This is a genomic window from [Borrelia] finlandensis (assembly GCF_000181875.2).
In the GTDB taxonomy this organism is placed as follows: Bacteria; Spirochaetota; Spirochaetia; order Borreliales; family Borreliaceae; genus Borreliella; species Borreliella finlandensis.
Genome location: NZ_ABJZ02000006.1, coordinates 1 through 12793, shown reverse-complemented (window position 1 = coordinate 12793; position 12793 = coordinate 1). Strand labels below are relative to the sequence as shown.

General features: G+C 29.7%; 20 protein-coding genes and 1 pseudogene. 1 reads left to right on the top strand and 20 read right to left on the bottom strand.

Going from position 1 to position 12793, the window contains the following annotated elements; translation table 11 throughout:
- The first annotated feature begins 25 nt into the window (after positions 1-25).
- The gene (locus BSV1_RS04390; protein WP_008882892.1) at positions 26-1042 is read left to right on the top strand and encodes an ERF family protein; all 1017 of its coding nucleotides are present in this window, start codon (positions 26-28) and stop codon (positions 1040-1042) included.
- Positions 1043-1078: 36 nt separating this feature from the next.
- Here the strand turns inward: BSV1_RS04390 and BSV1_RS04385 are convergent, their stop codons facing one another.
- The 20 genes and pseudogenes from BSV1_RS04385 to BSV1_RS04290 all read right to left on the bottom strand — a co-directional run.
- Positions 1079-1507, bottom strand: a complete 429-nt coding sequence (locus BSV1_RS04385; RefSeq protein WP_008882885.1) for an Mlp family lipoprotein — start codon at positions 1505-1507, stop codon at positions 1079-1081.
- A gap of 105 nt (positions 1508-1612) precedes the next feature.
- Positions 1613-2317, bottom strand: coding sequence for a Bdr family repetitive protein (bdr, locus tag BSV1_RS04380; RefSeq protein WP_162470431.1), 705 nt, complete (start codon positions 2315-2317; stop codon positions 1613-1615).
- A gap of 83 nt (positions 2318-2400) precedes the next feature.
- Positions 2401-2754 carry a BBA14 family lipoprotein gene (locus tag BSV1_RS04375; protein WP_008882878.1) on the bottom strand — a complete coding sequence of 118 codons (354 nt, stop codon included), beginning with the start codon at positions 2752-2754 and terminating at the stop codon, positions 2401-2403.
- Complete coding sequence (locus tag BSV1_RS04370; RefSeq protein WP_008882901.1) at positions 2747-3082, bottom strand: BlyB family putative holin accessory protein; 336 nt, start codon at positions 3080-3082, stop codon at positions 2747-2749. Before BSV1_RS04370 ends, BSV1_RS04375 begins: the two co-directional genes overlap by 8 nt.
- Positions 3072-3419, bottom strand: coding sequence for a BlyB family putative holin accessory protein (locus BSV1_RS04365; protein ID WP_008882891.1), 348 nt, complete (start codon positions 3417-3419; stop codon positions 3072-3074). Before BSV1_RS04365 ends, BSV1_RS04370 begins: the two co-directional genes overlap by 11 nt.
- 3 nt (positions 3420-3422) lie before the next feature.
- The gene (locus BSV1_RS04360) at positions 3423-3620 is read right to left on the bottom strand and encodes a BlyA family holin (RefSeq protein WP_008882860.1); all 198 of its coding nucleotides are present in this window, start codon (positions 3618-3620) and stop codon (positions 3423-3425) included.
- Between the two features lie 69 nt (positions 3621-3689).
- Complete coding sequence (locus BSV1_RS04355; RefSeq protein WP_008882903.1) at positions 3690-4505, bottom strand: DUF685 domain-containing protein; 816 nt, start codon at positions 4503-4505, stop codon at positions 3690-3692.
- Between the two features lie 8 nt (positions 4506-4513).
- Positions 4514-5119, bottom strand: a complete 606-nt coding sequence (locus BSV1_RS04350; RefSeq protein ID WP_008882867.1) for a DUF735 family protein — start codon at positions 5117-5119, stop codon at positions 4514-4516.
- Between the two features lie 5 nt (positions 5120-5124).
- The gene (locus tag BSV1_RS04345) at positions 5125-6003 is read right to left on the bottom strand and encodes a DUF276 domain-containing protein (protein ID WP_008882864.1); all 879 of its coding nucleotides are present in this window, start codon (positions 6001-6003) and stop codon (positions 5125-5127) included.
- Entirely contained in the window at positions 6000-6332 is a 333-nt protein-coding gene (locus BSV1_RS04340; protein ID WP_008882883.1) for a contractile injection system sheath initiator, read from the bottom strand. Before BSV1_RS04340 ends, BSV1_RS04345 begins: the two co-directional genes overlap by 4 nt.
- Positions 6333-6361: 29 nt before the next feature.
- Positions 6362-6907: a DUF777 family protein gene (locus BSV1_RS04335; RefSeq protein WP_008882889.1), complete on the bottom strand. Its 546-nt coding sequence runs from the start codon at positions 6905-6907 to the stop codon at positions 6362-6364.
- Between the two features lie 11 nt (positions 6908-6918).
- Entirely contained in the window at positions 6919-7866 is a 948-nt protein-coding gene (locus tag BSV1_RS04330) for a DUF693 family protein (RefSeq protein WP_008882858.1), read from the bottom strand.
- A gap of 3 nt (positions 7867-7869) precedes the next feature.
- Positions 7870-8493 (bottom strand): DUF792 family protein, encoded by a 624-nt coding sequence (locus BSV1_RS04325; protein WP_008882877.1) that lies wholly within the window; start codon positions 8491-8493, stop codon positions 7870-7872.
- A 24-nt stretch (positions 8494-8517) separates the two neighbouring features.
- Entirely contained in the window at positions 8518-9804 is a 1287-nt protein-coding gene (locus BSV1_RS04320) for a DUF759 family protein (protein ID WP_008882900.1), read from the bottom strand.
- Between the two features lie 7 nt (positions 9805-9811).
- A complete protein-coding gene (locus tag BSV1_RS04315; RefSeq protein WP_008882866.1) occupies positions 9812-10048 on the bottom strand; it encodes a DUF1322 family protein in 237 nt (78 codons plus the stop codon).
- Positions 10045-10491: a DUF1473 family protein gene (locus tag BSV1_RS04310; protein ID WP_008882874.1), complete on the bottom strand. Its 447-nt coding sequence runs from the start codon at positions 10489-10491 to the stop codon at positions 10045-10047. The genes BSV1_RS04315 and BSV1_RS04310 overlap by 4 nt, the downstream gene beginning before the upstream one ends.
- Before the next feature lie 15 nt (positions 10492-10506).
- Entirely contained in the window at positions 10507-10935 is a 429-nt protein-coding gene (locus BSV1_RS04305; RefSeq protein WP_008882888.1) for a DUF1463 family protein, read from the bottom strand.
- 13 nt (positions 10936-10948) lie between these two features.
- Positions 10949-12061 carry a DUF787 family protein gene (locus tag BSV1_RS04300; RefSeq protein WP_008882852.1) on the bottom strand — a complete coding sequence of 371 codons (1113 nt, stop codon included), beginning with the start codon at positions 12059-12061 and terminating at the stop codon, positions 10949-10951.
- The gene (locus BSV1_RS04295; RefSeq protein ID WP_008882855.1) at positions 12042-12611 is read right to left on the bottom strand and encodes a DUF764 family protein; all 570 of its coding nucleotides are present in this window, start codon (positions 12609-12611) and stop codon (positions 12042-12044) included. Before BSV1_RS04295 ends, BSV1_RS04300 begins: the two co-directional genes overlap by 20 nt.
- Positions 12608-12793: pseudogene (locus tag BSV1_RS04290) on the bottom strand (hypothetical protein); the annotation flags it as partial. The pseudogene BSV1_RS04290 and the gene BSV1_RS04295, both read right to left, overlap by 4 nt.

Genomic DNA, 12793 nt, shown 5'->3' with positions numbered 1-12793 from the left:
TATTATCATAAAAGGAGTAAAAAAAATGACAAACATATCAAACAATAATAATCAAGAAATACAAAATAATATTCAAGCAGAAATAGACTTTTTAAATGATATGGATACTTTAAGAATGAACTTGCCACGTATTGACAAAAGTCTTAAAGGATACGGATATAAGTATCAAGATTTCAATGTCATAGTAGAAGTAATTCAAAATGTTATAAAAAATCACAATTTAAAGCTTGGTTTTTGGCAATTTCCAACTTTTGTGTATGGTAAAAATGGTGAAGTTCCTGTTGTTAGGACTACATTTTACAGTAAAAGTACTGGATACAAAGAGTCGCTTGATACATTAATTCATACAGATAAATTACAATGGAACGGTGAAAATGGGTCTAAAAATTTGAATACAATGCCACAACTTGTTGGTGCAGCTATTACTTATTTTAAAAGGTATGCTTTAGTTGCGTATCTTGACATAAAAAGTGAATTTGATACTGATGCAGCACCTATTTACAATAATCACGAAAACGAAAATTCTATGCCTAGCAAGCAAGTTAGTGTTAATCAAAAGCAAGAACAAAAAAGGGAACAAAAACAAGAGATTAATCAAATTCAGAAAAATAACACTATTCAAAACCAGAAAAGAGGCATTAATCAAGAACAAAAAAAAGATAGGTTTTATTATTACAGTGTTTTTAAAGAAGCGTTGTCTAATATAAAAGATTGGGTAAATAGCCCTACAACAAAAGATAATATAAACTCAATTATTCAAAAAATAAGCTTTATTCAGAATATAGACCCCAATAATGTTGATGATATCAAGAAAATTGAATCTGATTTAATCTCGTATTTTGAGAAAAACAGTGATTTTAAGAGTATAAACTATTGGGCGGAGATTATAAAAAACTATTTCAAGAAAAACAATAAATTAAAGGATTTACAAGATTTTGAAAAGTTTGTGGCGTTTAAGAGGACTGCTTATGGTCCTAGTCCATTAATATTCTTTAGTGTCTTAAAAGAATATGAACGGTTTGATGAGATATTTGCAGCATAGCAATATTAAAGCCCCCTATTTGGGGGCTGCTATATATTATGAATTTTTGCACGTACTACTTGCAGTATTTTCAAAATTATCTATACCCCCTTTAAGGGCACCTTTAACTATCTCTTTGAAAGTGGTTTTTTGATTTTCTGCATTATCTCCAGTACAGCTAGTAAGCTCACTTTTTATATGATCAAGTGCAGATTTTATTTTATCTTCACCATATCCTAAAAATTTATCAAATTCTCCAGCATCAGTTAAAGCGGCTTTTAACCAGTCAAGATGTGTTTTTTGGTCTTCAAATAGCTTTTCTCTAAGCAGGTCTTCTTTAGATTTTGGTTTTTCTTGTTGTACTTCTTCTTTTTGGGTTAAATCACGTTTTTGTCTACTTTTTGTTTGGCTAGTATTAGTATCATTAGAATTACAGCCGTTTAGCATTAGTAAAAATAAACAAAATAATATGTTGATAATTTTCATTGTTATTCCTTTTTTTATTATTAATATTCACTTAATCAATTATTAATATTAAATATTGGATAAACAATTATTATTTGAATTGATATTCTTTAAGTGAGGTAGTAGCTATTTAGAAATGAAAGCAAATATTAGCCCCGCTATCATTGTGATAGACATTGCTCCCATGATTCCCAATACCCATTTAAGCATTTCTGAAAGAGACATTAAATTCTTTTCAACATTGTCTATTTTAGTGTTTAAATTCTTTTCTACAGTATCTATTTTGGCATTTAAATTCTTCTCTACGGCATCAATCTTGATGTCTAAATTAGATATATCCTTTTGTAAATTCTTCTCTACGGCATCAATCTTGATGTCTAAATTAGATATATCCTTTTGTAAATTCTTCTCTACGGCATCAATCTTGATGTCTAAATTAGATATATCCTTTTGTAAATTCTTCTCTACGGCATCAATCTTGATGTCTAAATTAGATATATCCTTTTGTAAATTCTTCTCTACGGCATCAATCTTGATGTCTAAATTAGATATATCCTTTTGTAAATTCTTCTCTACATTATCTATCTTGGTATTAAGTTCACTTTTGGCATTATCTATTTTAGAAACAAGATTATCAAATTTTATATCAAATTGTTTTTCTAAATTTTCTAAATCTCTATATGTTAGCTCATTGTGATAATATCTTTTAGATAAATCTTGTGCTATTAGTTGTTCCATGCCCAGTCTAATAAATTCTTTATATATTTGTTCTTGAGTTACACTTGCAATATTTGTTGACACTGTTTCCATAAAATTTTCCCTTATAGTCATATTATACACTATTTTAGATTAATTGGCTTTAGAGATTTTTATATGTAAAATAGAATTTCTTGCAAGAAAAACCTTTTTGTAATTCACATTTTTAACTTTGAATATTGATTATAGACTTTTTTTGCTATGGGTTGTGTTTTTTTAATATACTCTAAAAGTATGTTGATATTATATTTTACCGCAGTTATGGAGTGTTCGTCTTTTAGTGTTGATAAGTCTGGATAAGTATATTCTGGATAATTTGGGTCATTAACTTTAACTTTTGTTTTAGCTAAAAATGTTACTAGGTACATAACATACTCTGAAAGTTGTGCTTCATATTTGGTTAAAGATTTTAGTGTTTGAATAATTGGCGGTTTTGGTTCTTCTGGTAGGCTAGCAATAGTAGTGCAACATAGTAGTACAGCAATTAGTAGACACTTTGTTTTCTTAAGCATTTTCACCTCTTTTAAGAGTATTGATATATTCTTTCATGATTTTGTTACGTTTTGCTTTAATTGAGGAGATAATTCTTTTATTTTTGTCACTCGAAGTAGCCTCTATTATTTCAATATTGTATTTTAAAATGTCTTGTATTTCTTCAAATATTTTCATTGATTCAGCTGTTTCTATGGATTTTAGTGTCTCAATATATGTTTTGTAGAAAAAATCTATTACTCTACCAAAAGTATTGATGTAATTATGATTTATGTTTGTATTAGCTTTAGCTATGTTGGTTAAGTTGGATAGTAAATTAAGGCCTAAACTAATAGTGTTATTTTGCATTATTTATTCCTTCTTGATAGATAGGTTTTCCTTCCTGGTTGAATTTGAGCTGATTAGATATTTTTAGGTTTTTCTCATCAGAATTAACTAGATCGATACATTGATTGATTTTGTCATTCACTGGAGCTAGTGTTTCAGCTATTGTTGGAGTTAATGTATTCTCAAGTCTTTCCATATTTGCTTTATAGATTAATTTATAATGAGAATACAATTCATAAACCAAAAAAAATCCTTTATGTGCAATTTCGTCAAATTCATCTTCAAATTTAGAGAATACGTCAATAAGGGTTGATATGGATGTAAGTCCAATCTCAAGATTGTCTTTAGATAATTTCACGAATTAATCTCTTTTTTTAATATGATTATTGCCATTTCCATTTCTAAAAATCTTACCTATTACTATAGATAATATGTCTTTTAGTAGTGGTTTTAGAAGAATCAACCCTCCTAGAACTAGTACTGTTACAAAAATCATTACGGCTATAAGTTTTATTTCGTTTAAATTAATTAGAAGTTCTGTTATTTTAATAGTATCCATTTTTTAATCCTCGATTTTAATTTTTATATTTATATTATATACCAAAATTATAATTTTTGCTAAAAAAGTTCACAGTTTTAAAAGATTGGGGACTGCGCCCCCTGATCTGTTTCTTCTTTTTTGGACATACCATCCTTGGAGCAAAGGAAATATGGTAGATGATCCATTAACCCCCGTGTGTTCATATAGTATGGTTTTTTTAGATTCATCGGAATACCTTAGATATATCATTTTCGGAATAAGATGCGCATGGTGTTCTGCGTGAATCTGAATATCAAGGTAAATGGGGTCATCATCATTATTTTTATAAAAAATAAGAGTTATATCACCACCGTACTCTAAATCAATATATATTGATTTATTTTTGTATTCATATGGATAAAGCGTATTGCCATAGGTTGTACCACTGTACTCATAATCTGCCGGTACTCCGAGTAGTTGTTTGGGAACGGGTGTTTTTTGAATAGTGCTTGAATTAGGCATTATTAAAAGATTATCATATTTAGATAGAGTAGCTGATGATATGCTATTTGTAAGGCGTGATTTAATTTTACTAAAAAGGTTAGAAATATTATTTGGGTCATTATTAATTAGCTTGTTTATTATTTTATTGTAAATTTTTTCTACAAAACTTGTATCAGCTGCAAGCTCTTCGGCAATTGTAGATTTAATTATCTCTTTAAAATAGCTTAGTCCTTCTCCTTTAAATGTCTTATCTTTAGTGGTTTTTAAAAAGTTTTCATAAGTAATAGCGTTGCTGTTTGCCACTCCATCATCAAGCAGCAAAAGATCAGTATTTTTTACATCCTTAACTCTATTTAAGTCTTTAATTTGAACTGTTTCTTCCTCATCAATTAGTAATTTTTCTTTCTCTTCTTCAGACATTAAGCCTCCTAATTGTTAAAAGTGATAATATTTTTGCTATCTTTATCATTGATTTTTAGTACTCTACCTATGGGAATAATCCTTTTGATAAAAGCATAAATTGAATGGTCATATCCCTTAGGAAGTGAATTGAATACCAAAGCCTTTTTAGATGTAGTATACCCAGCTTTCTTTTCTCTAATTAGTATCTTTTTAGGCCTTTTGCCTTTTGCGGTGCTAGGGGAAATAAATGTAGTAAAGTTTGTTTTTATTACTCCTTTTAAAGAGATATCAATAACACCCGCTTGAGGTGTGGTAACTAAAATATCCACGGTCAAAAACGCTTTAAAAATCAGTCTAAATGACTCATCAGTACCAATATGCCGTAAAGCAAAAATAACGCTATTAATATTGTTTGTAATACTTTGTAAAGTTTGAGTTTGTGCATAAAAAATGGATAAGACTTGAGATAGCCATATAGCAATATATCTTGATTTTATATTTTCTTTTACATCAATGGAAATAAAGTTAGAATTGAGGGACTTAAGCTCATTAAGCAGTTTTTGTGCATATTCAGTTTCTGTAAGTATAAACTTATGAATTTCAGTGCCTTTAAAAAAATTAGGTATTTCCATATTTATCAACTATCAATGTCAATAAGCAATCGATCCGCTATATTGAAAAGCAGGAGCGTATCATCATCAATGGTAATGTCTTCATTTTTTTTAAAATCGCTTTCAGTAATGCTTGAAATACTGTTTGTGTCTGTATCTTTAACACAAGTTTTAATTTCTATAGACCTAATACCTTTTACTTCATTAACGGGAGCAAAAAAGTCTTGATATTCAAAACTAATTCCCATATCAGAATAGTTATTTGAAATAATCCTAGAATATATGTTTCTAATTTGAGAGTCTATGTTTAAGTAGAGATAGTTTTTAAGGTCAAGTTTGTACTTTACTTTCATATAAACATATTTTCTTTTTCCTAGTGATATTTTATAGGATTTACGTTGTCCAGTTGAGTTAAATCCATCAATTTCTATATTTCCTTCAAGCAAAGTGCCACTAGGAGTTGTTAGATATAATGTCTCCCAAAGTTTTGCCTTAAATTCAGAATTACTAATATTAGTTTTACTAGTGTCTAATAAATCTTCTTTTAGAATTAGATATATATTGGCTTTTCCAGCTGAACTTTTAATATTAGTGTACTCAACCCCATCAAGATTAAGTAAAGCGGATTTAACTGCGCTGTAAGTTGTGCTTTTAGAAGAAATGTGTTCTTCAATAGTGGTCCAATAAGTACCGCCCGGTCGCATTTTAGAAAAAAACAGATTAAGTTCATTAATTATTTCTTCTTCAATTAATGCTAAAGAAGATGCAATAATGTTATAAATTGAACTGTTATTATCATCTATATTAATTCCATAATTTGCGCGCAAATATTCTCTTTTAGATTTTACTATATCCTTAATTGTACGTTTTAGAATGCCAAAATCAGAATCAAAAACTATGCTCATAAATCAAACTCCATATTCAAAACGTCGCCTGAGAAAAAAAATGATATATGTACTTTGTGGTCTTTTATAGTAGTTGAAATATTACTTAAATCTAAGTTAAGTTCTTTAGATATTTCATGAAAATAGTTTTTTACAGCTTGAAGATTATTAATTTTTAAAAGTTTCAAAAGCAAGAAGTAGTCCAGTCCCCAATTAGGGGCATAACTTAGACTACCCTTTAAGGTTTTTAAGAATATGAATAACCTTTGTTTTGGCTCATCAATTCCATCAACAAGCGATACATCATTATTAAATACCAATTCAAAATTATTGCCAATTCTTAAATCCATACTAGTAATTATATCATATTTAGCAAAAATTAGTTAAACAAACTGTTGATATCGGAGGTAATTCTAGAAGTTACAGCTCTTAGGCTTGCATAGTTAATAGTTGAGTCTCCTATGATAGTTATGCCGTTAATAGCATTTACGATATTATCTAGAATTTTTTTTAAGCTAGTTGTTTGGTTAGCTATTTCAATGGTACTATTTGTTTTGATCTTAACAGTATCAGAAATTAAATTTAAAGTTTTTGGGCCAATTACACTAAGTATGTAAAAATGGTGCTTGTCAAAATGAATATTGTCATTTTTATCAAAAATATTAATGTTTGATTGAAGTAGTAAAACGGTATCACCTTTTGATAGTTCAAAATTGATATTGGATATATTTCTTGTTTGAATTTCTAGATCTTCAAATTCGGGTATTGTAACAACAGCCTCTTGTGTTTGTTTTTTAAATTCTTTTATAGTGCCAATTCGAGTTATGAAAATATTTGAATAAATCCAATTTTTTATGTCTTCTTGTGTTAATGCATGGCCATAAAGACGCTGTTGCATTCTATAAATTTCATAGTCTTGACTCATTTTAAGTTCCTTTATCTAATACTTATACTATTAGAATCGTCATATAATTTAAGTATCAATGAACACTCTCCTACATTGCTAAGTATGGCACTTGTTTCTTTTATGGTGGTTTTTATCATTTTTCCTAGTCCATCAATAAATGAAACTTTATCGCCGACATTTAGCTTATGTGTGTAAAATGTTTTGGCGTTCCAAAATATAAGATTTATTTTAAGTGTGGTGCCTAAAGTAATTTCTTGTTGTGGAATAAATTCAAGCCCATAATCTTCTAGTGCCTTATAGTGTGCATTTCCCCCCGCCTTTTTATAATTGGTAAATATAATATTGCATTCAATCCCCTTTAACCCGGTACCAATATCAGCTATTACGCTATGAACATATACTCCTTTTATTTTATCAATAAACTCTTTTGGTGTTGAGGCATAAATATTTTTGTCAATCACTTTAAGTTTATCTTTTTCATCCATACGAATGATATTGCGATTAGGAAATACAGATTCTATTGCTTCTTGCACCGTCTTTCCTTTAAAGCTTTTTCCCTTTTCGCCCTCTAATTTGCGATTGAAGAAGTTGCTTTTAGTTAATAAACGAACATCAAGCTCTACACTAAAATCTCCACCGGGATAATCAGTGCTCATTGGGGGCCCTAAAGTTCCCGCCATTATGAAATCAAAATTTTTTTCATGAGCAAATTTCTTATAATATATCTTTACTATATCTCCAAATTTAATGCGGTCGGTGAAGTCTAGAGGTAAGTTCCAAAGTACAATTTTAGCTTGTTTGGAACTTATAGTAAGAATATTTGAATACACGTTGGATATAGAAATATCAACATGAATTCCATCTTGTGTATTTATTATAATTTTAGGAGTTTCTTCTGGAAAAGGAATTCCATCAATTGATTTTTTTGATTTATCTACATTGTAAAATTCAATTTTAAAATCATAACTTAGTAACATTGATTATCCTTTATATTTTCCCAATGCAAATGAAAATGTTTTTACTACTTCTATTGATAGGCTAACTTCAACCTCATCAATAAAGGGAGTATCTGTAAATGTAAGACTTGTAATTATAGCTAATTCTTTAAGGCCAAAAGTTGGACTGTAGATAGTAAAAGGAACTTGGGCTTGTAGTCTATTAGCTAGTTGTTCTTTTACAAGATGCACGTCAAAGCGCAGCAGAGAATTTCCAAAAACAGTCATTTTGAGTGGGGAAAGCATTTCTTTATATAGAGATGTTAATACTCCTCCGTTTAATGAGATATGTTCTCCCGTCATTACGGGGTTGTAGCTTACGTATTCCGCTTTTCTATCATAATAGTTGATAACCGGTCTTTTAGAGCAAGTAGTATTGTAGGTCCGCGATATTAGCTGGGTTTTGGGTTTTATAAAAAATAATTGTGGCACATAGCCAAAACCTCTAAAATCTGGTCTTGGAAATAGTACTAAAAAGTTATCTGCTCCAAAAAGAGCAAATATTTGAGTTGTGACATCTTTTATTATTTGGAAAATCTCTTCCTGAGACATTTTCTTTTCATTATTAATAGTTTCATTTTTAATAATTTTTTCACTGTTAATAGCCATAAGTAATTACCTTTTCACCAAAATTTATGGAGTATTGTTATTATTATCTTCATTTTCTTTACGTTTTGGGCCTGAGTTAGGTGGATTAGGGATAGTTTCGGGATCCTTAAAAAAATTTTTAATCACAGGAATATTGGCAAAAAGACTCTTCAGACCTTTAAAAAAAGGCTCAATAACATGTGTTTGAAAAGTAAAACCTTTTAAGTACTCAGTGATTTTTTTAACTAAATCAAGTATCGGCTCTAAAACATTAGTTGTCAAGTTTGAAAGAGTTTGTTCAGCTGAGGCTAAATTGCTATCAATCTCTTCTTTTGTATCCGCTTTTTTTGTAAGACCGTAGCTTTTATAATCGCCTAACATTTCAAGCATCTTACTAATTCTGGATTCTAGATCTACTTCAGCTCCACTTTGCCAAGCTTTTTTAGCATCTTCTGTATATTTATTGGCAATTTCCTCGCCCCATGTATTTTTTAATATATCATAAAGTTCACTTCCATCTCCACTAAGAAGACTATTAACGGCTTTTACAGCATCCTCACTGCTCATAGCACCGCTGGATTTAAGCACGGCTGCAAACTCCATTGATTTTTTCAAATTATGAAAATTTAACTTCCCCAAGTCTCTTAGAGTCCCTTTAAAAACACTTGCTTGATTTAAAAACTCTTCTTTTTCTAAGTTGCGCTCAAATCCTTTCAATCCGCTAAAAATTCCCTTCTCCTTTTCAGTTCCCTTAATCAGCATATCTCGTTCTTTTCCTGTATAAAATGCACTATTGAGAAGTTTCTTTTTATTAGTTTTAGATGTTTCTTCAACCGCTTTTTTGGCAAATCCTAAAATTCCGCCCCCAATTTTACTTATAGCGTTGCTAATGATATTTCCTAGGGCGCTACCTATAGCAATTTTGGCAACAAGTCTTTTTCCTTGAGAGGCCGCTAGCATTTTACTTTTTGCTTTTGATTCTTTTACAAGTTCTTTATACCCAAGGCGCCTTTTATCTCTATCCGACATTAAGGATCTTTTAAAAGCCTCTTTTCTAGCTTTTTCAAAACCCATGCCTTGTTTCATCAGCTTTTTAGTTTGTGTTAGCCTATATTTCTCAACACGTTCTCGTAAGTTTTCAAACTTAGATTGTCTGCTTAATTCTTTTTTCTTATCCGACAAATTATTTTTTACAATATCTTTAGTACTACCTAAACTAGATTTTTTAGGTTTAAGATATTTTTCCATTTTGGTAATATCTTGTTCGATAGCCTTTTTTGTTGCTGCATGATCAAGAATGCCTTTAAATTTAATGGTGAATTTGTCGCTCATTAAGCCCTCATTTGCTTAAAATTAATTCATACAATTCTTTTTCTAATTTAAGATCAGCAATTCGATTGACCTCTAAAAGCTCGTCATAAGGCAATTTTTTAACCGTGTTGTATGAGCAAATATTCATAATTACTGGAAAATAGTATTTATCGTTTTTTATCTCGTCAAGCAAGTTAAAATACTTTTTTCTAGTCTCATTAAGATTTGCAATAGTTTTATCAATCTCCTTATTTCTTTTGCTCATTTAGCAACCAATTCATTAGAATTTGATGTAAGTGAGACGGTTATTTTTTCATAGTCAAAATTATCATCGATATAGTCAAAAGTAACAAAATCACCAACGTTATTTTCATATTCACTCAAATATACTAAAGCGGGTTTTTTTAGATCATTATCTATATGAAAAGTATTGAATTGCGCGGTGTAAATAATAGCAACAAGATAGTCTTTATAGTAAGAAATAAATTCTCTATTTGCATCTAGAATTACATAGAACTCGTCTAAAAATTTTGGACTTATCATTAAGTTTGTAATTTCTTTTAGATATTTCACTTCATTAAGTTTAAAAACAGCGTCACTTTGATTAAATCCTAGTACTCTATCCCATTCATAGACTGGTAATACTTTTAGTGGGTATTCATAGGTTTTGTTTTTAGTTAAAATTTTCATTTTATATCGCATTATCATAATAAGAATTTCCTTTTAGTTTTTGTTTGGGTGTGTTTTTTGGCAATTAATAGCCCTAATTTCAAAAGTAACTTTTTCAGCCTCTGCTGAATAACTTCTTGAGGGCTCTTCAGTAAAAATTGCATAGTTAGTAATAATTTTAGTAGCAATTCTATCATTAAATACTAAATCAAGCATTTTTTCATATTTGCTAACATCCATGTTATAAAATTGATCATCTGAAATTTCGGTTAGTAAAATATAGTCATGACTACCTAGAGTGACTTCAATATTAAAAATATAAGTTATAGTTTTAGGATCTCTTAAGCTTATTACGGGTAGCCCCCTATCTTCAGCACTAACCACCGCTCGTGTTGTAGGCTCGCTTGTAAGCTCTAACTTACCACTGTGCAGTTGTCTACCGCCTATTGAGAAATAAACTTCTCTTAAATCATAAAATTGCATAATTTTTAACTCCTTATACGCTTAAACTGTTTTGATAATCAACTATATCTTGAGTAGTAATTACTAAAGCAACAGCATTAATACTAAAGTTATAAGTAATATTCACACTAAGTTCTAATTTAAGCTGCGAAGACGCTGATAGAACAAGTTTTAAGTTTTTATACTCTATAATCAGTCCTCTATCGATGAATCTTTTAAGCAGGCATTCTATCGCTGAAGTATAAGCATTATCTCTAGCTCCATTAAGTTGAAGTTCAGATAATTTACTGTTTTGTCTATTGTTTTTATTCCAAATTCTAATAAGCTCAACAATTGCCTCGTTTTTTATATAATGATAAGTAAAAAGCGTGTCTATTGGATTTCCAGCAAGATCAACACCCTCTTTAAAAGCAGGCATACCATCAAGACCAGTTTCATTAAGAAGTGAATAAAAGTTGATATTTGCAGTTCTTAACTTTCCAATTACAGTATCGTCAACAAGTGGTAAAGCAGAAAGTGGCATACCATAAGGATTTACAGAATGGAAAATACTTGCTTGATATAAATATCCACTTACAAATTTGAGGTGTAAATTATCCTTATTGTTGCTGTAAACAACAATATTTCTTGCTTTTTCAGTATTCCCCTTATCATTAAAAGGTTCTTTTATTTCTTGTTCTTTAGTTGAGAATACAAAAAAAGTTGAGGGCATTTTAAACTTAGCATAGTCATCTTTATAAACCTTAAGCCCATCTTCTGAATTATTCCCCTCAGTATTAATAAGCACAACAAAGGAGTGTCTATGTATTTTAAGATATTTTTTTAACTCTTCAGGCTTATCCTTATAAATGAAAAGAACAGCAACCTTTAACGACTCTTCACTTGAATTGAAAAAATCCGACATTGCGGTTTTTAGCAGTGTTTTTTCTTTTCCAAACTGATCGTCTCCATTTCCATTATCTTTTTCTAAATTTTCAATTTGTTGTTCATAGTTATTAACGGTTAAATTCAATATTTTAAAGTTAGTATTATCTTTATTAACTTTGATTTTGGCCGTTTTATAGACCAAAAGTGGATTATAATAATTGGGCTTGCTTGCTTGAATTCTAGAGTCAATTAAACTTACACTAATTGTATCTTGCGGCAATTTCGTATTCCTCCTTTAAAATTTCGATTGCTTTTACACTAGCATTGAATGCTATAGAGGCACTGTATGCATGGTTGCTATATTTTGTACCTAAATTAATTAGTCCAATTGTTTGCATATTAGATATTGGGTAAATGTAAAAGTTAATTTTATTGATATATTCGGGTTGGGATTGATTTTCTAAAGTATACTTATGGGCTCTATTATGTAGAAACTCGCTAAGCATATCATAAAGTATTAGCATCCGAGAATTGGCATCAAAATCTTTAGCATTTAACACTATTGAAATAATATATATTTGGAAATTCACACTAAATTCCAAAGTATTTTCATAAAATGCACCAGTTTTGCAGTTATGATCAAATAAATGCTGAGTACCATCAAACTTCAATGCTATTATATTAGGGCTAGCAGTTGTAATTTTTGAAAGATAGGGATGATTGTAAGTATTTATGATATCGCATTTAAAATTATTTGCAATTGCATAGGCCTTAAACCCCCTAAATATTTGGATTAAATGATTTAAAATTGAATCTAAAGTTACAATCATTTAAGCACCTTATAAGTGAGTTCTGATAGCATTTTGGATGTATCAACAAGTGGGGTTGATGCAGTACCGCTACCTTTTTTTAATTTGCTTTTAATTGTACTATCCTTTAAGCCCGGCACAACTTGACCCGATAGCACATAATTCTCATAGTATTTAATAAAAGCTTTTCCAATAGCATGCAT